The organism is Providencia xihuensis (genome assembly GCF_041953405.1).
Lineage (GTDB): Bacteria > Pseudomonadota > Gammaproteobacteria > Enterobacterales > Enterobacteriaceae > Providencia > Providencia vermicola.
Map to the genome: position 1 here is coordinate 2,217,829 of NZ_CP169565.1, position 23,856 is coordinate 2,241,684.

At 39.1% G+C, this 23,856-nt stretch carries 19 protein-coding genes and 1 tRNA gene; 13 read left to right on the forward strand and 7 right to left on the reverse strand.

Features of this window, described 5'->3' with window-relative positions; genetic code table 11:
- Positions 1-2 precede the first annotated feature (2 nt).
- Positions 3-1,931 (forward strand): DNA topoisomerase III, encoded by a 1,929-nt coding sequence (locus ACE2AL_RS09880; protein ID WP_375084289.1) that lies wholly within the window; start codon positions 3-5, stop codon positions 1,929-1,931.
- Between the two features lie 46 nt (positions 1,932-1,977).
- Here the strand turns inward: ACE2AL_RS09880 and xthA are convergent, their stop codons facing one another.
- The gene (gene xthA / locus ACE2AL_RS09885; RefSeq protein WP_206086141.1) at positions 1,978-2,790 is read right to left on the reverse strand and encodes an exodeoxyribonuclease III; all 813 of its coding nucleotides are present in this window, start codon (positions 2,788-2,790) and stop codon (positions 1,978-1,980) included.
- Positions 2,791-3,331: 541 nt separating this feature from the next.
- On the opposite strand from xthA, the gene ACE2AL_RS09890 reads away from it, so the two are divergent.
- Positions 3,332-4,207, forward strand: a complete 876-nt coding sequence (locus tag ACE2AL_RS09890) for a LysR family transcriptional regulator (RefSeq protein ID WP_206086140.1) — start codon at positions 3,332-3,334, stop codon at positions 4,205-4,207.
- A 1-nt stretch (position 4,208) separates the two neighbouring features.
- Here the strand turns inward: ACE2AL_RS09890 and ACE2AL_RS09895 are convergent.
- The 3 genes from ACE2AL_RS09895 to ACE2AL_RS09905 all read right to left on the reverse strand — a co-directional run bounded on the left by ACE2AL_RS09895 (position 4,209) and on the right by ACE2AL_RS09905 (position 5,889).
- Positions 4,209-4,293, reverse strand: a tRNA-Tyr gene (locus ACE2AL_RS09895).
- Positions 4,294-4,454: 161 nt separating this feature from the next.
- On the reverse strand, positions 4,455-5,303 hold the full coding sequence (purU, locus tag ACE2AL_RS09900) for a formyltetrahydrofolate deformylase (RefSeq protein ID WP_206086139.1): 849 nt from the start codon (positions 5,301-5,303) through the stop codon (positions 4,455-4,457).
- Between the two features lie 112 nt (positions 5,304-5,415).
- Positions 5,416-5,889: a YchJ family protein gene (locus tag ACE2AL_RS09905; protein ID WP_206086138.1), complete on the reverse strand. Its 474-nt coding sequence runs from the start codon at positions 5,887-5,889 to the stop codon at positions 5,416-5,418.
- Positions 5,890-6,014: 125 nt separating this feature from the next.
- On the opposite strand from ACE2AL_RS09905, the gene rssB reads away from it, so the two are divergent.
- Both rssB and galU read left to right on the forward strand, forming a co-directional pair.
- Positions 6,015-7,025, forward strand: coding sequence for a two-component system response regulator RssB (gene rssB, locus ACE2AL_RS09910; protein WP_206086137.1), 1,011 nt, complete (start codon positions 6,015-6,017; stop codon positions 7,023-7,025).
- A 163-nt stretch (positions 7,026-7,188) separates the two neighbouring features.
- Positions 7,189-8,100 carry a UTP--glucose-1-phosphate uridylyltransferase GalU gene (gene galU, locus ACE2AL_RS09915; protein WP_206086136.1) on the forward strand — a complete coding sequence of 304 codons (912 nt, stop codon included), beginning with the start codon at positions 7,189-7,191 and terminating at the stop codon, positions 8,098-8,100.
- A gap of 452 nt (positions 8,101-8,552) precedes the next feature.
- Here galU and hns read toward each other — a convergent pair whose 3' ends face one another.
- Entirely contained in the window at positions 8,553-8,963 is a 411-nt protein-coding gene (hns, locus tag ACE2AL_RS09920) for a histone-like nucleoid-structuring protein H-NS (protein ID WP_206086135.1), read from the reverse strand.
- A 530-nt stretch (positions 8,964-9,493) separates the two neighbouring features.
- Between hns and ACE2AL_RS09925 the strand changes: the two genes are divergently transcribed.
- Positions 9,494-10,123 (forward strand): thymidine kinase, encoded by a 630-nt coding sequence (locus tag ACE2AL_RS09925; RefSeq protein WP_206086134.1) that lies wholly within the window; start codon positions 9,494-9,496, stop codon positions 10,121-10,123.
- A 180-nt stretch (positions 10,124-10,303) separates the two neighbouring features.
- Here the strand turns inward: ACE2AL_RS09925 and adhE are convergent, their stop codons facing one another.
- Entirely contained in the window at positions 10,304-13,012 is a 2,709-nt protein-coding gene (adhE, locus tag ACE2AL_RS09930; RefSeq protein ID WP_206086133.1) for a bifunctional acetaldehyde-CoA/alcohol dehydrogenase, read from the reverse strand.
- 501 nt (positions 13,013-13,513) lie between these two features.
- Between adhE and ACE2AL_RS09935 the strand changes: the two genes are divergently transcribed.
- The 8 genes from ACE2AL_RS09935 (at position 13,514) to ACE2AL_RS09970 (ending at position 23,473) form a co-directional block, all read left to right on the forward strand.
- On the forward strand, positions 13,514-14,158 hold the full coding sequence (locus ACE2AL_RS09935) for a YchE family NAAT transporter (RefSeq protein ID WP_206086132.1): 645 nt from the start codon (positions 13,514-13,516) through the stop codon (positions 14,156-14,158).
- A 500-nt stretch (positions 14,159-14,658) separates the two neighbouring features.
- Entirely contained in the window at positions 14,659-16,266 is a 1,608-nt protein-coding gene (locus ACE2AL_RS09940; protein ID WP_371007206.1) for an ABC transporter substrate-binding protein, read from the forward strand.
- A gap of 90 nt (positions 16,267-16,356) precedes the next feature.
- Positions 16,357-17,997, forward strand: a complete 1,641-nt coding sequence (gene oppA / locus ACE2AL_RS09945) for an oligopeptide ABC transporter substrate-binding protein OppA (RefSeq protein ID WP_273803157.1) — start codon at positions 16,357-16,359, stop codon at positions 17,995-17,997.
- A gap of 67 nt (positions 17,998-18,064) precedes the next feature.
- Positions 18,065-18,985 (forward strand): oligopeptide ABC transporter permease OppB, encoded by a 921-nt coding sequence (oppB, locus tag ACE2AL_RS09950; RefSeq protein WP_206086129.1) that lies wholly within the window; start codon positions 18,065-18,067, stop codon positions 18,983-18,985.
- A gap of 13 nt (positions 18,986-18,998) precedes the next feature.
- On the forward strand, positions 18,999-19,907 hold the full coding sequence (gene oppC / locus ACE2AL_RS09955; RefSeq protein WP_206086128.1) for an oligopeptide ABC transporter permease OppC: 909 nt from the start codon (positions 18,999-19,001) through the stop codon (positions 19,905-19,907).
- 11 nt (positions 19,908-19,918) lie between these two features.
- Positions 19,919-20,908 (forward strand): ABC transporter ATP-binding protein, encoded by a 990-nt coding sequence (locus tag ACE2AL_RS09960; protein ID WP_206086127.1) that lies wholly within the window; start codon positions 19,919-19,921, stop codon positions 20,906-20,908.
- Positions 20,905-21,906 (forward strand): murein tripeptide/oligopeptide ABC transporter ATP binding protein OppF, encoded by a 1,002-nt coding sequence (oppF, locus tag ACE2AL_RS09965; protein ID WP_206086126.1) that lies wholly within the window; start codon positions 20,905-20,907, stop codon positions 21,904-21,906. Before ACE2AL_RS09960 ends, oppF begins: the two co-directional genes overlap by 4 nt.
- 175 nt (positions 21,907-22,081) lie before the next feature.
- Positions 22,082-23,473: an SMI1/KNR4 family protein gene (locus tag ACE2AL_RS09970; RefSeq protein WP_375083444.1), complete on the forward strand. Its 1,392-nt coding sequence runs from the start codon at positions 22,082-22,084 to the stop codon at positions 23,471-23,473.
- Positions 23,474-23,508: 35 nt separating this feature from the next.
- On the opposite strand, the gene ACE2AL_RS09975 is transcribed toward ACE2AL_RS09970, so the two are convergent.
- The gene (locus ACE2AL_RS09975) at positions 23,509-23,841 is read right to left on the reverse strand and encodes an HI1450 family dsDNA-mimic protein (RefSeq protein WP_206086124.1); all 333 of its coding nucleotides are present in this window, start codon (positions 23,839-23,841) and stop codon (positions 23,509-23,511) included.
- Between the last annotated feature and the right edge of the window lie 15 nt (positions 23,842-23,856).

Below are 23,856 nucleotides of genomic sequence, written 5' to 3' on the forward strand. Positions count from 1 at the left end.
TCATGCGTTTGTTTATTGCGGAAAAACCGAGCCTCGCTAGAGCGATTGCCGATGTACTACCAAAACCTCACCAGCGGGGGGATGGTTTTATTAAATGCGGTGATGGCCAAACGGTCACATGGTGCATTGGTCACCTTCTTGAACAGGCTGAGCCCGATGCTTATGAGCCACGCTATGCGCGTTGGAATTTGCAAGACTTGCCAATTATTCCTGAAAAGTGGCAGCTAAAACCGCGTGCCGCAGTAACCAAACAACTGAAAACCATCGAAGCACTGCTTAAACAAGCAACAGTTGTGATCCATGCAGGAGACCCTGATAGAGAAGGTCAGTTGCTGGTGGATGAAGTGCTCGATTTTCTAAAACTTGATGTGGAAAAACGCAAAAACGTTAAACGTTGCCTTATCAATGACCTTAATCCCCAAGCCGTTGAGCGCGCTATTGACCGGTTAAGGGAAAACCGCGAGTTTATCCCATTGTGTGTATCTGCCCTTGCGAGGGCAAGAGCAGATTGGTTGTATGGTATTAATATGACTCGCGCTTACACGTTGCTAGGGCAACGTGGCGGATATCAAGGTGTTCTTTCTGTTGGTCGAGTACAAACCCCTGTTTTAGGGCTGGTAGTGAGGCGTGATGAAGAGATAGAACATTTTGTGCCTAAAGACTTTTTTGAAGTGAAAGCGCACATTGTCACCCCAAACGATGAACGCTTTGTTGCGACTTGGCAACCGAGTGAGTCTTGTATTGATTATCAGGATGAAGAAGGGCGCTTATTTCATCGACCGTTGGCTGAGCATGTCGTATCTCGTATTGAGGGAAAACCCGCAATTGTCACGCTGTATCAAGACAAACGAGAGTCTGAAATTGCGCCACTGCCTTTTTCATTGTCTGCATTACAAATAGAAGCAGCTAAAAAATACGCGTTAAGTGCGCAAGAAGTGTTGGATATCTGCCAGCGCTTATATGAAACCCATAAATTAATCACCTATCCACGTTCAGATAGCCGTTATTTACCCGATGAGCACTTTGCAGGGCGACATAGTGTATTAAATGCAATTGCGGTTCATCAACCTGATTTAATAGAATTTGAATTACCTGAATTAGATAAGAAAAACCGCTGCTGGGATGATAAAAAAGTTGATGCTCACCATGCGATTATCCCTACAGCTAAAGCAACAGCAGTAAAATTAACAGAAAATGAAAATCATATTTATCAGCTAATTGCACGCCAATATATTATCCAGTTTATGTCTGATGCTATTTTTCGCAAATGCACGATTGAACTGGAAATTGAAAAGGGCAAATTTGTTGCCAAAGCTCGCTTCTTAGCTGAAGCAGGCTGGCGGGTTGTTTTAGGCGGGAAAGAGCGTGATGCTGAAAACGATGGGATGCCATTGCCTGTTGTTGCTAAAGATGATGAGCTTTTGTGTGAAAAAGGAGAAGTGATTGAGAGGCAAACTCAGCCACCGAGGCCTTTTACTGATGCCACTTTACTCTCTGCTATGACGGGTATTGCGCGATTTGTTCAAGATAAAGCATTAAAAAAAGTATTGCGAGAAACAGATGGTCTTGGCACTGAAGCAACCCGAGCTGGGATTATCGATTTATTGTTTAAACGCCAGTTTCTGTATAAAAAAGGGCGATATATTCATTCATCTCCTGCAGGAAGAGCCTTGATTCATGTATTGCCTGACATGGCTACGTTGCCTGATATGACAGCGCACTGGGAATCAGTTTTAACGCAAATCAGTGAAAAGCAAACTCGTTATGATGATTTTATGCATCCACTGAGTGAAACATTGATACAGCTTATTCATCACGCACGCCAGTTTACTAATTTACGAGCATTTAGAGAGTTACCTCCGCCGCCAAGTAAAGGTGGTAAGAAAATGGCTAAAACTGCGAAGAAAAGTAAGAAGAAAGCGGATGGCTAAGTCAATAAAAAGGCGCTGATTTGAGCGCCTTTCCACATAATATTAACTATTTAGTTAAATCGAACTCAGACCAAACAGGGGCATGATCAGACGGTTTTTCCATTCCACGAATTTCATAATCAATACCTGTTGCAATACAGCGTTCTGCTAGCTTATTGGATGCCAGTAATAAATCGATGCGTAAACCACGATTATCATCGAAACCTTTCGAACGGTAATCAAACCATGAATAACGGTCATCGACATCTGGGTTTTTTGCGCGATAAGTATCAACTAAACCCCAACCTATTAGCTTGTCTAGCCACTCTCGTTCTTCAGGTAAAAATGAACATTTTCCTGTCTTTAACCAGCGCTTACGGTTGATATCGCCAATACCAATATCTAAATCTGTTGGGCTAATATTCATATCACCCATGATGAGTAGCTGGGAGTCCGCAGTTTGTGTGGAAGTCACATAACTTTGTAAGTCACGGTAAAATTTTTCTTTTGCAGGAAATTTTGTTGGATGGTCACGGCTCTCACCTTGAGGGAAGTAACCATTGACTACAGTGAGTAATCCCCGCTCTGTTTGAATGTCAGCCATAATGATTCGCCGTTGAGCTTCTTCATCATCAGTCGGGAAGCCTTTACGGACAGCGATAGGTTCATTTTTAGTCAGAAGCGCAACACCGTAGTGTGCTTTTTGGCCGTGATAAAAAACATGATAACCCAATTGGCTCACTTCATCATAAGGAAACATATCATCATGTACTTTGGTTTCTTGTAAGCCGATGACCTCAGGTTGATGTTTTTCGATGATAGCGGCAAGTTGATGCGGGCGAGCACGAAGACCATTGATGTTAAACGATATGAATTTCATGAATTTTTATCACCTATTTTTAATATTCTTATGGTTAATTCTAACAGATGCAATCGTCACTGTAACCCATATGATAGTGGTTATTGGCTAATATACAAAATAACAATTAATTAAAGATATGAATTAGGGGTGTAATGGAAAATAGCTATATTAAAAATAAATAAGGATATATTTAATTATTTATAATTTATTGTGTGTGATTCAATTGTCATTAATATAAAGTTATGGTTGATGATTAAAAAATGGTTGTTAATTATTTGGAATAAGCATTGTTAATTTCATTTAAAGTCAATTGGTTATTTGCATTTTAATGTGATTTAATAGTGGTGGCATAAAAAATAATTAAAAGAAACAGTATAATATATTGCTTTGCTATGTTGGAAATTATAAAAATACTTTTATGAAATATTGTTACTCATTCAATAAAAAATTAAATTTTATTTTTTATTGAATGATTTTGGTTATGGGATAATCAATATATTATCTATTGGATAATAATTTTGTTGATTAACATATTAATAAATAGAATGGGGTCATAGATATGTTCTTTTCAAGAAAATTAGAGGCGTTTATGGCGGTTGTTGAAAATGGCTCGTTAAGTAAAGCTGCGAGAGTGATGAACCGAACGACGCCTCCTATCGCTAAGTCTATCAAGGACTTCGAAACAAGCCTAGGTAAACGGCTTTTTAAACGAGAAAAATTTGGAATGACATTAACTAAGGATGGCCAGGAACTTTATAATGATCTTAGAGATCTGTACTTGCAGGAGAAGGAAATCACTAAAAAACATTTTTCAGGTTATATTGTCAATGAAGCAAATATTTACTATGACTGGGGAAAGGAAAATCATTTGATTAATCTTTACCAAGCAGCTCACCAAAATAATGTACAAGTAAATATATTAAGGTTTAATTATGATGAGGTGGATGAAATAGTTGACTATGATGGAAATACACTGATTTTAAGTTCTGAACAAGTGATAAGTGAACGATTTTCATTACAAAAAAAAATAGAGAATTCACCATTGGGTATTTACTGTCGTAAGGCTCTTTATGAGAAATTTAATCATGACCTTGTCGCATTATTACAAGAAAGCACATGGCTTTGTGATCCTGCGTTTTATAAAAGTTCACTGATGAGTGATTTATTAGAAAAAATAGAAACACTCGATAATAAAGTGAGTGTGAGGCAAATGGATAATATTGGTTGTTGCCAGAGTTTTATTCAAGATGGTGATTTTATTGGCATTATTGATCACTATCCTGAAGAAGAATTAATCGATAAGTCATTAATATATATATCACTGAATAAATTATTGGGACAGAGCGAGTGTTATGTCTATAAGTCAAAGGCACATTCAAGTGTACTAAATCGTTTTATGGGGGTCGTTGATAAGCTTGGTGTAGAGTGTCTTTAAATGGTGGTGGGAGAAGGATTCGAACCTTCGAAGTCTGTGACGGCAGATTTACAGTCTGCTCCCTTTGGCCGCTTGGGTATCCCACCAGATTTTGAATTGCTGTAATCGGTCACAGCGGGCGGCATCATATCAAATGACGCGCCGCTGTAAAGCATTAATTTTCAAAAAACATTCGTTTGCTGTTTTTTTGTTCTTAATGATTGTAAATACTACAAATTATTACTAGAAAGGGCTTACGTGTATTTGTTTATAAAATGATAGTGCGGTTACCATATACAAATACACGTTGCGCCAACACCCAATACAATGCGTGACTTAAGACATTTTTTTCAACATCACGACCTGCTCGCATCATATCATCCGCTGTAAATGTATGGTCAACGTTAATCACGTTTTGCGTGATAATAGGACCTTCATCCAAGTTATCATTCACAAAGTGTGCGGTAGCGCCAATAATCTTCACACCACGCTCATAAGCTTGATGATAAGGGCGTGCACCAATAAAAGCAGGTAAGAATGAATGGTGAATATTAATAATTTGATTAGGATAATGCTGGACAAACTCAGGGGTTAAAACTCGCATATACTTTGCTAAAACGACATAATCAGGTTGATATTGATCAATCTGCGCCGTCATCTTTTCATCATGTTGTTCACGAGTTAAACCTTCATGACTAATATGATGGAATGGAATACCAAATTGCTCAACCAAATTTTTCAATGTGTCGTGATTACCAATAACGGCTGCAATTTCAACATCTAACCCGTCGTAAGCACTCTTCATTAACAAGTCACCCAAACAATGTGCTTCTTTGGTCACCATGATAACAATACGGCGGCGGCCAGAAGCATTGAGCTCACGTTTTGAACCCGCGGGTAATGCGTCATCAAGATCGGCGAGGAGGGTTTCATCATTAAAAATACCCTCAAGTTCTGTTCGCATAAAAAAACGACCCGTATGGTGATCCACAAATTCATTATTTTGCACAATGTTGAGTTGGTGCTTGTAACAAATATTGGTGATTTTTGCGATTAATCCTTTCGCATCAGGGCAAATAGTCCTGAGGATTTTTTTTTGTACAATTTTGTGTTGCATGAAACTGCCTAATCCTTAACTAACAGAGCCTTATTTTTCAGGCTAATACATACGGCGTAATGAACTCGCGTAGGTAGATAGTATTTAGTGTTTATAACGAAAAGTATTCGTTTTATTCACAGCATTTTTTATATTTTTTGCCAGAACCACAGGGACACAAATCGTTACGTCCAACTTTGGGGGTAATACCATCGAGATAATACCAACGCGAATTCAAACGAATAAAGCGGGAACGTTCATGAATAAGCTGTTTATGATCAGCTTTTTCATCAATAAAGCAAGCCGAAAATTCGACATAGCCTTCATCGGCGTTTTTAGCATAAGAAGAACTAATAACACGGAGCCCTACCCATTGTGTATGCTCGAAGCTATTTGTCATTTCTTGCCGCCACTCTTGTGCATTGCAATCTGGATGCCATGTTTCAATTAAATAATCAGCGTTATGCAATACATAGGCACTATAACGTGAACGCATAAGCTGTTCAGGCGTCTCTGGGGTGGCTTCATTGCGTAAGAATGGGGCACAGCAATGTTCAAATTGTGCTCTGCTGCCACAATGGCACTTACTTTCTTCTTGGTGATCCATAATACTCTCGATAAAAATAAGTAGAAGGTTGAAAAATCACTATACTCAAATGATGGATGAAAAATGATTTTATTATATGAATAATAGTATTGTTAATTAAACAGGGTTATTGCGGTAGGTATCAAATGAAAAATAGAAAAATATTGATAATCGAAGACGAAATCACCTTCTGTACTATCTTGAAAACGTACTTAGAAAGTTTAGAGCTAGAGATCTATACCGCAAGTAATGGCCAACAAGCGATTGAGATGTTGACGGTTGAGGGAATTGACCCTGATATTATTCTTTGTGATCTAAATATGCCAGTGATGAATGGGGAAGACTTCATGCGTGAATTGGTTGCTAGTAATATAACCACACCTGTGATCGTTATTTCTGCAACGACAGATTTTACTCAACTTGATCGCATGTTTCGTCTTGGTGCAAAGGATGCTTTACTTAAGCCAATAAAGAATTTAGATGAAGTCAAAATTACAATTTTGTCTGCTCTCTATCCCGAAGAAGATGATCTTAGCACTCAAATTGGTGATGAAATACACCAGATTGCGTCTCTGATGCAAAGTAATACGCAAGATATGCTAGCCGTCTTGAAACAATTGCAGCCACCAGTGCATCAGATTATTAATGGTTATCGAATTAATTATCGCCAATTGAATGAAGCCAACCGATTTGGACTGTTGCTAGATTTAGCGCCAATTTCAGAAAGCCAAATCGGTTTTTATTGCATTGATACAGAGCGCTCAGCACAAGAGGGGATCATGGCTGCGTTTTTGATTCGTGTTGTTTTCAATGATTTGTTGAAAAACGCGGTGAGCTACCCAGATAAAAAACTACCAAATATTGATAAAATTATTAATCAAATAAATCATTTGCTAGAAGACTCAGGGTTTACTGGCCATTTTCCTCTACTTCTTGGGTATTTTAATACTCAGAATAAAGCGATTATTATGGCAAGTGCAGGTTTAGAAGCGGAAGTGACTACAGAAGAATCCCATTTTAAATTAGACAGAAGTATTCCATTGGGTGCTCTAAAATTCTACCATCCGAATCATTTAGAAGTAAAAGGAACGGCTTGGCAGTGTTTAATTCGTAATAACAGCCAGAAAATAAAACTTATGTTTAACCCTGAAAGTTAGCATTATCTTAAAATGACTCACAGTAAAGCGCCAAATAAAGCTAATCAGACTCATCGCTATTTATTCATTAATAATTCCTGATATACTTCTGCGCACTAAAAAAACCTCATTCACTTTTTTGAAAAATGAGGTAAAGGTGTGCAGAAATTATATGGAGTATAAAATGACACAACGTAAGGTGCGTAAAGCGGTAATCCCCGTTGCGGGATTAGGAACAAGGATGCTTCCAGCAACGAAAGCGATCCCTAAAGAGATGCTACCAATCGTTGATAAACCGTTGATTCAATATGTTGTTAATGAATGTATTGCCGCGGGTATTAATGAGATTGTCCTTGTCACACATTCTTCTAAAAACTCAATTGAAAACCATTTTGATACAAGCTTTGAGTTAGAGGCCATTTTAGAAGCCCGTGTTAAGCGCCAATTACTCGACGAGGTGCAATCTATTTGCCCAAGTCATGTTACGATTATGCAAACGCGCCAAGGAATCGCAAAAGGGTTAGGTCACGCTATTTTATGTGCTAAACCCCTGGTTGGCGAAGAACCATTTGCAGTAATTTTACCTGATGTAATTTTAGATCGTTACAGCACAGATTTAACTAAATTTAACTTACGTGAAATGCTTGAACATTTCGAGGAAACAGGGGCGAGTCAAATTTTGGTCGAACCTGTACCCGAAGAGGAAGTTTCTAATTACGGTATTGTGGATTGTAATGGTGAAAGCTTACAACCTGGCGATAGTAAAAAGATTTTACGTATGGTTGAAAAACCAAAACAAAACGAAGCACCATCTAATTTATCCATTGTTGGCCGTTATGTATTATCTGAAAAGATTTGGGGTGCATTAGCGAAGACAACACCAGGTGCTGGTGATGAAATACAATTAACTGATGCAATTGCTTTAATGATGGAAAATAACGAGCCTGTTGAAGCCTACCACTTATGTGGTAAAAGCCATGATTGCGGAAATAAATTAGGTTACATGAAAGCTTTTGTTGAATATGGAATGCAGCACGATACATTGGGCGATGATTTTACACAGTGGGTGAAAGAATTGTCATCAAACATTAAATAAACCTAAATCGCTTCAATCCGTCAAATTTTATTAAAGGCTAATTTTATCTGTTAGCCTTTTTTGTGCAGATAAATCGGTAATATTAATGCCAGTAGCTAAGTATTAAGTGGTATATCTTACATTGCAAATGCAACAATTGTGGCATTTAGCTTTTACGATGAAAGTATTAAAAATATGCTTACAGGGTAGGTCAATAAATGCTTGTCTATGCACCTGTTATTTCTAATTAAGATTACATTTCTTTACTATAACAATATTTTATTTAATTTTTTTAGGCATTTGAACAACGAAGAATACGCATTTTAAGAGAAGTCTATATGAAATAATTGAAATTAGGATGCTGGTTTTATATGCATGAAGATACTTCTGACACAGAGAAATATAAAATAATATATAAGGCTATAAATAAAAACACCCTTTAAAAAGGGTGTTTAGAATACGTGTTTAGTTGATTAGATTAAGAAATCGTCTAACGATTTGCCTTGCTCTTCAATAGCAACTTTGATTACAGCAGGTGTACGGCCTTGGCCAGTCCACGTTTTTGTTTCGCCGTTTTCATCAACATATTTGTATTTAGCAGGGCGTGCAGCGCGTTTAGCACGAGTGCTTGTCGTTTTACCTGAGTCCATAGTTTGCAGAAGATCATTTAAATCTACGCCTTGTTCTAGGATCATTTCACGAACTTTTTCCAATTTACGGTTACGTTCTTCTAATTCCGCGCGTGCTTGGCTTTCTTCATCACGACGCTCATCAACAACGACCGTTAATTTTTCCAGCATTTCTTCTAAAGATTCTAAAGTAACTTCGCGAGCTTGAGCACGAAGAGTACGGATGTTATTTAACGCTTTTAATGATTCGCTCATTTTCCTGGTCTCAAATTATTTGTTGGCATGTGTACAGTAATAATAGAATGCTATTTTAAATTCTGCAATAGCTAAATTACGCCCCTAGTTTAAAAGTAATCTTTAACGAATGCAATTTTTTTACAAAAGAAATATAAACTTTTCGTAGATATATATACCACTATTATCAATAACTGAACTAATGAAAAAAATAGCAATATGAAAAAGTTTTACTAACTTAATATTCTGTAAAATGAGTAAAAGGTCTTTTTTACTTTAGCTCAAAATGAAGCGATGTCAGGGATTAACTTAAATTTTCTTTTTTTGATGAGGTTTTTGCCATCAGTGCTTCAGCAAAAACATTTGTCGTTAATATTGAACTGGTTTTTATTGCATATAAGATAATCATTATAAGTATAAAATACAGATATGTTTACGTAAAAAGAGTTAAATTTTCAATAAGTAAAGGTGAGAAAGAGTGGTTATAGTTAATCTAATGATATGTTTTATGATAAAATTATTTCGAATATAATTTTTGAGGAAACAGCGAGATGGCTCAGCTTTATTTTTATTATTCAGCAATGAATGCGGGGAAATCAACGTCTTTGTTACAGTCATCGTATAACTATAACGAAAGAGGGATGCAAACATTGATATTCACGGCAGAAATTGATAACCGTTTTGCCCTAGGAAGGGTATCCTCACGTATTGGGCTATCAGCTGAAGCGTTATTATTCTCACCATCGACAAATATGGCAGAGATTATTAAACGTGAAAATAGCACACAGAAAGTACATTGTGTTCTTATTGATGAGTGTCAATTTTTAACAAAAGAACAAGTAGCGCAATTATGCGATATCGTTGATAACTGCGATATCCCTGTTTTATGTTATGGTTTACGCACTGATTTTGCAGGTGAACTGTTCGCAGGAAGCCAATATTTACTTGCTTGGGCTGATAAATTGGTTGAGCTTAAAACAGTCTGTTACTGCGGCCGTAAAGCGAATAAAGTATTACGTGTAGGAAGTGATGGGATCCCAGTTTATGAGGGCGCACAGGTGGATATAGGGGGAAATGAGAAATACATCTCTGTGTGTCGCAAGCATTATTCAGATGCGATTGAACAAGCTAAATTAATGAACGCAGGGACTATTCCTAAAAAAGCTATTCACTTCAATTAAACGAAAAATAAAATGGAAAGTGAAAAATAACCTATTTTTAGAATAGACCTATGGGCTTTTAATGAAAGCCCTTGTGTATAATTTCTCTAATATATGATTGTGATTAATAGCATTATTTGACTTGTAAAACATTAAAGGCACTGCATTTGCAGTGCCTTTATTATTTAATTATCCAAAAAATTATTTTTTAGATGATTTTTTCTCTGCCGTTTTTTTCGTTGTCGTCTTTTTCTCAACAACTTTTTTTTCTGTCTTTACTTCCGCAGATGGTGCACTTGTATGTTCAATAAACTCACGGCCATAATATGAATCCAGTAATAACTGTTTAATTTCAGAGATTAATGGATAACGTGGGTTAGCCCCTGTACATTGGTCATCAAAAGCGTCTTCTGACAGTTTATCAACGCGGGCTAAGAAATCAGCTTCAGAAACACCTGTTTCACGGATAGATTTAGGAATGCCTAAGTCAGCCTTAATTTCATCTAACCACGCTAATAATTTCTCAATTTTAACACCCGTACGGTCATTTGCATTTGTGAGCCCCAAATGATCTGCAATTTCAGCATATTGGCGGCGTGCATGAGGACGGTCGTATTGGCTAAAAGCAGTTTGCTTGGTTGGGTTATCATTCGCATTGAAACGAATAACGTTACAAATTAGCAATGCATTCGCAAGACCATGAGGAATATGGAACTCAGAGCCCAGTTTGTGTGCCATTGAGTGACAAACACCCAAGAAGGCGTTAGCAAAGGCAATACCTGCTAAGGTTGCACCATTGTGTACACGCTCACGTGCCACTGGGTTTTTAGCCCCTTCATGATAACTTGCTGGCAGGTAATCTTTTAATAAGCTTAGCGCTTTTAAAGCTTGACCATCGGTAAACTCATTAGCTAACACGGAGACATAAGCTTCTAATGCGTGGGTGACGGCATCTAAACCACCAAAAGCAGTTAACGATTTAGGCATGTTCATTACAAGGTTAGCATCGACAATTGCCATATTAGGCGTTAATGCATAATCCGCTAATGGGTATTTTTGACCTGTTTTATCGTCGGTGACAACTGCAAATGGTGTGACTTCAGAACCTGTACCTGATGTTGTTGTAATAGCAACTAATTTTGCTTTCACACCCATTTTCGGGAAACGGTGAATACGTTTACGGATATCCATAAAGCGTAACGCCAGCTCTTCAAAATGTGTTTCAGGGTGTTCGTACATGACCCACATAATCTTCGCCGCATCCATTGGAGAACCGCCACCTAATGCGATAATGACATCAGGTTGGAAAGCTTGCATTTGTGCCGCACCTTTACGAACAACTGTTAACGTTGGGTCAGCTTCAACTTCAAAGAAAACATCGGTTTCGATATGGTGTTTTTTGAGGACATTAACCACTTCATCCACATAGCCGTTATTAAATAAATAGCCATCGGTGACAATAAATGCACGTTTTGCACCGTCAGTTGCAATTTCTTCTAGGGCGATAGGTAAACAGCCACGGCGGAAGTAGATTGAATTTGGAAGTTTATGCCACAACATATTTTCAGCTCTCTTCGCCACAGTTTTGGTATTAATTAAATGTTTAGGACCAACGTTTTCAGAGATAGAGTTACCCCCCCAAGAACCGCAGCCGAGTGTGAGAGAAGGGGCTAATTTAAAGTTATACAAGTCACCAATCCCACCTTGTGAGGCAGGGGTGTTGATCAGGATACGCGCCGTTTTCATTTTTTGACCGAAATAATTGACACGTTCATGTTCATTATCTTGGTCTGTATATAAGCAAGATGTGTGGCCAATACCGCCCATCTCAACCAGCTGCTCAGCTTTCGATACTGCATCCTCAAAGTTTTTGCCGCGGTACATGGCTAACAGTGGAGACAATTTTTCATGAGCAAAGGGCTCTGAATCATCGATCAGTTTCACTTCACCAATTAAAATCTTTGTATTGATTGGCACCGTAATGCCAGCCATCTCTGCAATTTTATAAGCAGGTTGACCCACGATAGCTGCGTTTAAATTGCCATTTTTTAAGATGATATCTTGAACAGCTTTGAGTTCTTTACCTTGCAGTAAGTAGCCACCGTGACTTGCAAAACGTTCACGTACTTGACTATAGATTTCATCGACAACGACAACAGATTGCTCAGATGCACAGATAACACCGTTATCGAAGGTTTTGGACATTAAAATAGAAGCCACTGCGCGTTTAATATCTGCAGTTTCATCAATAACCACAGGGGTGTTTCCTGCACCTACACCAATAGCGGGTTTTCCTGAGCTGTAAGCCGCTTTAACCATACCAGGGCCACCTGTCGCCAAGATCAGGTTAATATCAGGGTGATGCATTAATGCATTGGATAATTCAACTGATGGGGAATCAATCCAACCAATAATATCTTTTGGCGCACCTGCTGCGATAGCGGCATTAAGAACAATTTCGGCGGCACGGTTAGTGGCTACTTTTGCGCGAGGGTGCGGAGAAAAGATAATGGCATTACGGGTTTTTAAGCTAATCAGGGATTTAAAGATGGCTGTTGATGTTGGGTTTGTGGTTGGTACGATACCACAAATAATCCCAATAGGTTCTGCGATTGTAATCGTACCAAATGTTGGGTCTTCAGAAAGTACACCGCAGGTCTTTTCATCTTTATAGGCATTATAGATATATTCAGAGGCAAAGTGGTTTTTGATCACTTTATCTTCAACAATACCCATTCCAGACTCTTCTACCGCGAGTTTTGCGAGAGGGATACGTGCATCAGCAGCAGCAAGGGCAGCAGCGCGGAAGATTTCATCTACTTTTTCTTGCGAAAAACTAGCGAATTCGCGTTGAGCTTTTTTGACACGAGCAACGAGTTCATTGAGTTCGGTAACGTTAGTTACGGACATATAGATTACTCCTGATAAATGTTAAACTTTTTAAGCCAATGAGCAATGTATCTATTATAAAGAGGTTTAAAAAAGACCACTTAAAAAAGAAAGTATAGATAATATCTATAATAACGTAGCTCATCATCGCCTATTGGCTTAAAAACCTTGTTAAAACGTGAATTATTGATGATTGGTTCACCATTAACTCTGTCTATCAGTTAAGGATAGATTAACAAAACAGGAATTAAATAAAGTGATCTAAATCACGAAAATGGCAAGCTGACACCTTTCAGCATGGCTATTTTTGTACTATTTGAAATAGTGTTGTTGGTGTATTAATTAACTTTCACATAAGTAAGCTAAATGCGTCGAGATTGATAATAAAGCTAACAAAAAATGGGGTAAAAAGAGACATTCACAGAAATTAGTGCTTTTCTCAAGGAAATTTACTGCATCAGTGATAAAATTATTTAAGACATCAATAAACCTCTAACAAGAGTTATTTAAGGAAATGAATGAGTGAGTGCAGCATTACTTGACTTATCGGGCTACATTAAATTTTTTATCGGTTTATTTGCATTGGTAAACCCTGTGGGTATTTTGCCTGTGTTTATCAGTATGACTAATTATCAAAGTAATGCAGGGAGAAATAAAACCAATACCATTGCGAATACTTCCGTTGCTATTATTTTATGTACGTCATTATTAATTGGCGATTCAATCTTACAATTATTTGGGATTTCTATTGATTCATTCCGTATTGCAGGGGGGATATTGATTGTCACCATCGCAATGTCGATGATCAGCGGGAAAATTGGTGAAGACAAACAGAATAAACAAGAAAAAACAGAAACAGCGGTTCGCGACAGCATTGGTGTTGTGCCTCTGGCATTACCGTTAATGGCTGGCCCTGGAGCAATAAGTTCTTGTATTGTTTGGTCTTCAAGGTGGCATGGCTGGCAAAATTTCTTGGGTTTAGCCCTAACCAGTATTTTCTTTGCCTTTTGTTGTTGGTTATTATTTCGCTCCGCTTCGTTATTAGTACGCTATTTAGGGCAGACAGGGATCAACGTTGTTACGCGTATTATGGGATTATTATTGATGTCGTTGGGCATCGAATTTATCGTCACAGGGGTTAAAGCACTTTTCCCAGGTTTACTCTAAAACACCTCTTTCCAATGCTGCTGTTATGCATTTTGCTGACAGCAGCATTGAGAAAAACTATCGCCTTTCAAAAACAGTATTGTGGTATCCAATAGCAGGATATGTCGTTATCTAATCTCTTTCACAACAAACAATCAGCAATAATAAAAGTCACATCTGTAATTAAATATCGCATTTTTTGCTAAAACAGGGATAAAAAGTAAGGAATTGTGAGCTACGTAAATTTATTCACTATTTTAATTGGTGTTTGTTAATGATATGTTTGGAAGTGTGAAGGGGGGACATGCTGTACGATATGATGGGGTTTATGGTATAGCATTGATTTTAATGTGTTTAATGGTGTATTGATGAGTTTTTTTTAGAAATAGCATGAAATTTTTAACTAACAAATGTTAATTAATTGTTTTAATTATTCATATTCAAAGGGTGCATTTGGCCATGTTCGGCTAGATAAAAGGTTTCGTTAATTACTGCGAAGGTTGCTAATCATGAGGGATAAAATGATAAGAACGGCAATGGGTTTGGGAGCACTGTCATTATTTATTACGACATCATCAATGAGTGCCAATATTGTTAAACCTGTACAGTCAATTGTGATTAACAATGGTTCAGAAGTGGCTTCCCTTGACCCGCACAAAGTGGAGGGAGTGCCTGAAAGTAATGTTATTTTAAATTTGTTAGAAGGCCTAGTTTATACTGATGTCGATGGCAAAGTGACACCAGGTGTGGCAAAAAACTGGGTAAATGATAATTACATTACTTGGATTTTTACGCTCAGAGATGACGCAAAGTGGAGTGATGGAACCCCTGTCACTGCGGAAGATTTTGTCTATAGCTGGCAACGTCTCGCGGATCCAGCAACGGGCTCACCTTATTCAAGTTACCTACAAAACGCTTATATTTTAAATGCAGATGCTATTTTGGCAGGGAAAAAGCCTGTCAATGAACTTGGCGTAAAAGCCTTAGATCCTCATCACTTACAAGTCACGTTAAGCCATCCTGTCCCCTATTTTGTTGATATGCTATCCCATACAGCGATGAAGCCTGTTAATAAACAGACAATTGAAAAACATGGTGATAAATGGACTCAACCACAAAATTTTGTGGGTAATGGGGCATATTTGCTGGATAAATGGGTGGTTAACGAGCGCATTGTTGTAAAACGTAATCCGTTATATTGGAATAATGTGCAGAGCCAGATAGACCAAGCGACGTTCCTCGCAATTTCTTCTGAAGTTAGTGATATCAACCGCTATCGCAGTGGGGAAACCGATATCAGCAATTCCGCTATTCCGCCCGCGCTTTATCAAAAGATGAAGCAAGAAAAGCCCAATGAGTTATATGTAAGGCCTTATTTGTGTACTTTTTATTATGAAATTAATAATAAACGCCCACCATTTAATGACCCTAGAGTGAGGGAGGCTATTAAATTAGGGTTAGATAGAGAAACCATTACGAATAAAATCATCAACCAAGGCCAAACCGTGGCTTATGGGTTCACACCAACATTTATTAATAATGGCAATTTTGAGCCACCGCAGTGGGCCAGTTTACCCGCTGAGCAGCGTTATCAACGGGCGAGAGAACTATTGGCAGAAGCGGGTTACACCAAAGAGAATCCCCTGAAATTTTCGTTGTTATACAACACGTCAGACCAAAATAAACAGCAAGCGATTGTTGCCGCTTCTATGTGGCAAAAAAATATTGGTGCGAAAGTTACGCTACAAAATCAGGAATGGAAAACTTCACTGCAAAGCCGTCATGAAGGGCAATACGACGTTGCAAGGGCGACTTGGTGTGCTGATTACAATGAACCAACTGCATTTTTAAATATGATGTTAACGGACAACAGCAATAACACTGGTTTCTATTCAAACGCCACGTTTGACGCATTACTTGCCCAAGCGTTAACTGCACAAGATGAACAAGCGCGCCATCAGATTTATCAACAAGCTGAAGCCTTGTTAGACAAGGACTCTGCGTTAGTTCCTGTCTATTATCGCGTCAGCGCACGTATGGTAAAACCCACCGTTGGTGGATTTAAAGGTAAAGACCCCCTTGATTATACGGATATTAAACGGTTATATATAAGTGAACCTAATAAATAATATCCAAATAATTATAAAAAGTGTTTATCTCTAAGATAAACCTGCATCAACACACAATCATAATAAATATGTATGGGAGTAACCGATAAGATGAGTAAATTAATCAATAAATCGATTATTGCACTTAGCGTTACCGCTGGGTTAGCGATGGGGTCAATAGCAACCAGTTTTGCTGCGACGGTTCCAGCTGGTGTTGAACTTGCTGAAAAGCAAGTGATGGTCAGAAATAACGGTTCAGAGCCACAGTCTTTAGATCCACATAAAATTGAAGGGGTACCAGAGTCAGCTTTAGCAAGGGATCTATTTGAAGGGATTACTATTGTTGGGCCAGATGGGGAAATTTTACCTGGCTCAGCAACCAGCTGGGAAAACAAAGATTTTACCGAGTGGACGTTTAAAATTCGTGATGGGGCAAAATGGTCAAATGGTGACCCTGTCACGGCAGAGGATTTCGTTTATAGTTGGCAACGTTTAGCAGACCCTGATACCGCCTCTCCATATGCAAGCTACCTACAATACGCGCATATCAAAAATGTTGACGATATTATTGCGGGTAAGAAAAAACCGCAAGAACTTGGTGTCAAAGCGCTTGATGACAAAACATTAGTGATTTCGCTCAGTGAAGCCGTTCCTTATATTCCTAAATTATTAGCTCACTCATCCATGTCTCCAGTAAACAAAAAAGTGATTGAAAAGAATGGAGCTAAATGGACACAACCCCAAAATTTTGTGGGTAACGGAGCCTATAAACTGAAAGATTGGACTGTTAACGAGCGTATTGTATTAGAGCGCAGCCCAACTTACTGGGACAATGCGAATACAGTTATTGATCAAGTGACTTTCCTGCCAATTTCGTCTGAAGTCACCGATGTAAACCGCTACCGAAGTGGTGAAATTGATATGACATATAGCAACTTACCTATTGAGCAATTTAAAAGCTTACAACAAAACATGCCCAATGAGTTACGTGTAAATCCTTATCTGTGTATTTACTACTATGAAATTAATAACGAAAAACCACCATTTAACGACCCGCGTGTTCGTGAAGCATTAAAACTGTCGATGGACAGAGACACTATCACCTATAAAGTGAAAGCGCAGGGAGATATCCCCGCTTATGGTTTTACTCCACCCTTTACCAGCGGCATGAAAACTGAGAAACCAGATTGGTACGCCAATATGACTCAGGAACAGCGTAATGAAAAAGCGAAACAATTGCTGGAAGAGGCGGGTTATAACAAAGCAAACCCATTAAAATTCAACTTACTATATAATACGTCAGATTTGCATAAACGTATTGCGATTGCTGCCTCTTCTATGTGGAAGAAAAATATCGGCGCAGACGTTAAACTCGAAAACCAAGAGTGGAAAACCTTCTTGGATAGCCGACATCAAGGTAATTATGATGTTGCCCGCGCAGGATGGTGCGCGGACTATAACGAACCATCTTCGTTCCTGAATATGCTGCTTTCCTACAGTAGTAACAACACGGTTCACTATAAAAATACGGACTTTGATGCTGTGATGAAGAAAACATTACAGGTGAAAACAGACGAAGAACGAGCGGCCTTATATCAACAAGCTGAAAAGTTACTCGATAAAGATTCAGGCATTGTTCCGCTTTACTACTACGTTAACACCCGTTTAGTGAAACCTTACGTTGGTGGTTATAGTGGTAAAGACCCATTAGATAACTTACATACTAAAGATTTATATATTATCAAACACTAATAACAATGCTCTGGCTCCGAGAGGGGCCAGATATTAGCCTAATGGGCAATAGAAGCAGGAACGAGCAATGCTGAAATTTATTTTGCGTCGGGTGCTTGAGGCGATCCCGACTCTTTTAATTCTCATTACCATCTCATTTTTTATGATGCGCTTAGCGCCGGGTAGTCCGTTTACAGGCGAGCGTAAGCTACCACCTGAGGTGATGGCAAATATTGAAGCCAAATACCATTTAAATGATCCGATGTATAAGCAGTACTTCAACTACCTTATTCAACTCTCACAAGGCGATTTTGGGCCTTCATTTAAATATAAAGACTATAGTGTCAATGACTTAGTAGCGAAAGCTTTCCCTGTTTCTGCGAAACTGGGGGCTACTGCCTTTGTGGTTGCTGTTTTATTTGGTGTCACGGCAGGGGTCATTGCTGCCCTTAATCAAAATACTAAATGGGACTTTACAGTCATGGGGTTTGCCATGACGGGGGTTGTCATCCCCAGCTTTGTTGTGGCACCTCTTTTGGTGCTGATATTTGCCATTCACTTGAAATGGCTCCCCGGCGGTGGCTGGGACGGCGGTAATTTGAAACATATGATTTTGCCGATGGTGGCACTGTCATTAGCCTATATTGCCAGTATTTCCCGTATCACTCGTGGCTCGATGATAGAAATTATGCATTCAAATTTTATCCGTACTGCACGCGCTAAAGGCTTACCACTGAGAACTATCATTTTACGCCATGCCTTAAAACCTGCGTTGCTCCCAGTGCTTTCTTATATGGGCCCTGCATTTGTGGGAATCATTACGGGTTCAATGGTGATTGAAACTATTTTTGGCTTACCTGGCATTGGTCAATTATTCGTTAATGGCGCACTTAACCGCGATTATTCCTTGGTGTTGAGCTTAACCATTTTGGTTGGGGTATTAACGATAACCTTTAATGCTATTGTCGATGTGTTGTATGCCGTCATTGACCCGAAAATTCGCTACTAATTGGAGAAACGCTATGATTTCGAATCAAAAAAATAGTGAAGCTCTGGCGAATTTTTCAGAGCAATTGGATATTGAAGGGCGAAGTTTGTGGCAAGATGCACGTCGTCGTTTCATGCATAACCGTGCGGCAATTTTCAGTTTATGTGTGTTGTTTTTAATCACATTATTTGTCATTTTTGCGCCGATGCTATCACCATTCCTATACGATGATACCGATTGGGAGATGATGTCCATGCCGCCAGATATGGCGACAGGCCATTATTTTGGTACGGATGCGTCGGGGCGTGACTTGCTAGTGCGTGTCGCAATTGGTGGGCGTATCTCGCTGATGGTCGGCGTTGCTGCTGCGCTGGTGGCAGTAGTGGTTGGGACGTTATATGGCTCACTGGCAGGCTATGTCGGTGGTAAAGTTGACTCAATCATGATGCGTTTATTGGAAATTCTGAATTCATTTCCATTTATGTTCTTCGTTATTTTATTAGTGACCTTATTTGGCACCAATATCTTATTGATTTTCGTCGCAATTGGGATGGTCTCTTGGTTAGATATGGCACGTATTGTACGTGGTCAAACACTGGGGTTAAAACGTAAAGAGTTTATTGAAGCGGCATTAGTTTGTGGTGTCAGCACGCGCCATATTATTTTACGCCATATTGTGCCAAATGTGCTGGGTGTGGTGGTAGTCTATGCATCCTTGTTAGTACCGAGCATGATCTTGTTTGAATCATTCCTCAGCTTCCTAGGTTTGGGCACACAAGAGCCACTCAGCAGTTGGGGGGCTTTGCTCAGTGATGGGGCAAATTCGATGGAAGTGACACCATGGTTATTATTGATCCCTGCAGGTTTTCTGGTTATCACGTTGTTTTGTTTTAATTTTATCGGCGATGGCTTACGTGATGCCCTCGATCCGAAAGACCGTTAGAGGGAAATGTTATGTCAATAAATTCAACCAAAAGCCCTCTGTTATCAGTTAAAGATTTGAGTGTGACTTTTTCTACGCAAGATGGCGATGTCACTGCGGTTAATAAGCTTAATTTTGATTTACGCGCAGGGGAAACCTTGGGTATTGTTGGGGAGTCAGGGTCAGGGAAATCGCAAACGGCATTTGCTTTGATGGGACTACTGGCAAAAAATGGCCGAATCAATGGTTCGGCGATGTTTAATGGTCGTGAAATTCTGAATTTAAAAGAAAAAGAATTAAATCGGATGCGGGCTGAAGAAATCTCCATGATCTTCCAAGACCCAATGACGTCATTAAATCCCTACTTAAAAATTGGCACGCAGCTATCTGAGGTACTGATGCTCCATAAGGGGATGGGCAAAAGTGACGCTTTCGAGGCATCAGTGAAAATGTTGGATGCGGTTAAAATGCCTGAAGCGCGTAAGCGTATGAACATGTATCCCCATGAATTCTCAGGCGGAATGCGCCAGAGGGTGATGATTGCGATGGCACTATTGTGCCAACCAAAATTACTGATTGCAGATGAGCCAACAACGGCGTTAGATGTGACGGTACAAGCGCAAATCATGACGTTGCTGAATGAATTGAAAGATGAGTTTGATACAGCAATTATTTTGATCACCCATGACTTGGGGGTTGTGGCTGGCGTTTGCGACAAAGTGTTGGTCATGTATGCGGGGCGCACTATGGAGTATGGCACTGCCAAAGATATTTTTTATCAGCCATCTCACCCTTATTCTTTGGGGTTATTAGCGGCAGTTCCGCGACTCGATGGGGATGATGAAAGTCTCGCAACAATACCAGGTAACCCACCAAATCTATTAAGATTACCAAAAGGTTGTCCGTTCTCACCACGTTGCCAATATGCAACACAGCAATGTGTAGAAAGTGAACCTGCTTTATCATCCTTTGCGCAAACCCGCCTGCGTGCCTGCTTCAAGCCTATGGAGGAATTAGTATGACGACTCATGAAAATAGGCCTGTGTTACTGGAAGTTAATGATCTAAAAGTGCACTTTTCCATTAGGGATAAAAAGCAGTGGTTTTGGCAACCCGACAAAAGTTTAAAAGCGGTGGATGGCGTCACACTGCGCTTATACGAAGGGGAAACTCTGGGGGTGGTTGGTGAGTCTGGTTGTGGTAAATCCACCTTTGCTCGTGCGCTAATTGGCTTAGTCAAAGCGACAGACGGCACCGTTAGCTGGCTAGGTCAAAATTTATTAGGTAAAAGTGATAAAGAGTGGCGCAGTGTGCGTAGCGATATTCAAATGATTTTCCAAGACCCATTGGCCTCATTAAACCCGCGAATGACCATTGGTGATATTATTGCTGAACCACTAAAAACCTATCACCCGAAAATGCCACAATCGCAAATCACCGAAAAAGTAAAAGCGATGATGATGCGAGTGGGGTTATTACCGAACTTGATTAACCGCTATCCCCATGAGTTTTCTGGGGGGCAGTGTCAGCGAATTGGTATTGCTAGGGCGTTGATATTAGAACCAAAATTGGTTATTTGTGATGAACCAGTTTCTGCGCTGGATGTATCCATTCAGGCGCAAGTGGTGAATTTACTGCAAGAACTACAGCGTGAAATGAAATTATCGCTGATATTTATTGCTCATGATTTAGCCGTGGTTAAGCACATTTCTGACCGTGTACTGGTGATGTATTTGGGACATGCCGTGGAATTAGGTACCTATGATGAGGTCTATAATAACCCCTTACACCCGTATACTCGAGCGTTGATGTCAGCGGTTCCTGTGCCAGACCCTGACAAGGAAAAAAATAAAAGCATTGAATTACTCGAGGGGGAGCTGCCATCACCGATTAACCCTCCTTCAGGTTGTGTTTTCAGAACACGTTGTCCATTGGCAGATGAAGGGTGTGCGAAAACGCGTCCGTTGTTAGAAGGTAGTTTTAGACATGCAGTATCTTGTTTGAAAATAGACCCTCTTTAATCATTTTTGCCAACAATTAACCTTAAAAGCAGAGTCAATTGGCTCTGCTTTTTTGTTATTAATCTTAAAAACCACTTTTTTAGCTGTGTTCAGATAATGACTGATAAATAATGGAAGCAAAACATGTTAATAAACTAATTATTCATTGAGGCAATAAAATAAAGGTTCAACATAAATGACGAATGATTTTTTACAGGATAAAGAGACGGTTTCGGTTTTACGCCAATGGCAGCAGATTAATGAACAGTATCCAAACGACGCATTAGCACGAATTCGTGAGAAAATCCCTTTAGTTAAACAAGTAGATAGCGAGTTAAACTTATTTGGTGCAGCTAGCCATGAATATGAGTTAAACCCCGTTATTGCCTTAGCAGATATTGAAAAATGGCAAAAGCGAACGGGGGCGACATTACCGCAAGATTTTGTACAGTTTTTAACGCAAATTGGTAATGGTGGACTAGGGCCTTATTATGGAATTGTCCGTTTTGAAGATAGCGAAAGCCGCTTTGATCAAACCGCAGCATTACCCTCTATTTTAAGTCCTACGATGAGCCAAGAGGAATGGCAGAAACTGACTTTCCTTGATGATGATTGCAGTGATGAAGAATTCGATGAGCGAGAAAACTATATTCACCAAGGTGTTTTTTACCTTGGAACGTGCGGGTGTGAATATGATTTATTATTAGTGATTACAGGGGAATATGCAGGGCGAATTATTTATACAAACCATTGGTGTGGTTCTAATCAGCCTTTCTTCTTTTCTTACGAACTGAGTTTTTCACAATGGTATGAACGTTGGTTAGATGAAGTTATTCAAGGCTATGAAACTAGTTGGTTTGGTCACAGAATTGGCGGTGATGAGCAAACGTTATTTGATTTATACATCCAAATGGATAGTTCGGAATTAAGATGTCAGGTATTGTCAGGGTTGACTAAACTTAAGCTTTTATCTGATAAAGGTTTGGTGTTATTGACCGAAATTATTAAAGAAAACCAAGGGGAAGAGTCAAAACTGGCTTTGAGAGTTTTAGCGCAATATGCACCTAATATTGCTTCCTCATACCTTATGTCTGCGTTAAAAAGCACCGACCGTGCATGGCAAAATTTAGCGATTAGTACTATCTTTTTTAATCAAAAAGAGAACTTAGCCGATTATAAAGATAATATTTTGGAGCTAATCAAAAGTGTGGAAGATGCCGATTTTATTCGTTTTGCAGGGTACATACTTAAAGACTTAGCTGCCACGCAAGCTGAAGATTTTGCTCATTTATTTAAACATTCGAACCTAAACCTTGCGAGAACTGCTCTTTATGCAGCGAGTTCTGATACGAATGTTAAGGAAAAATCTGCACTTTTTTACCCAAGCATTACGTCAGATGATGGTGACATGGCTTGTCTGGCCATTCGAACGCTAGTTGAACTTAATACTGTAATACCTGATGTTATTCCTCTATTAGAATGTGCATGGAAAAAATTCCCAAAAGAGAAAAATGAATATGTCAGGACCAATATTCAGAATTATTTGCGAAAATTTTCAGTGACAGGCGACTTTCCTAAAGAAGATTAAGATGTGAAAAAGAGGGGGCTAATGCCCCTCAATTGTTATTTTTTCCAGAGAATAGAGTGGAAAGGCTCTGTAGGATGGCGGCTAATTAAGACGCGAGCAAAGATATCGTCGAGTTCGTCATCAGGGTTTTTCGCTAGCCCAATAATCACTTCACTGAACTGTGATAAATTTGCCTCACTCGGCAGAATACCTTGCCAATTATCAGTTAAATCAATGATTTCAGCTGCACCAGATTCTTCAAACTGTAAGGCAAAAATAAGCTGGTCAGCAGGTTCTAGATTATCCATTGCGCCTTCGAGAAAAAGGTCATAAGCCATTTCAATGATATCGTCTTCATCGATTAAATGTATATTGTGTTTCTCAGTCATGACCTTTCCTAATTC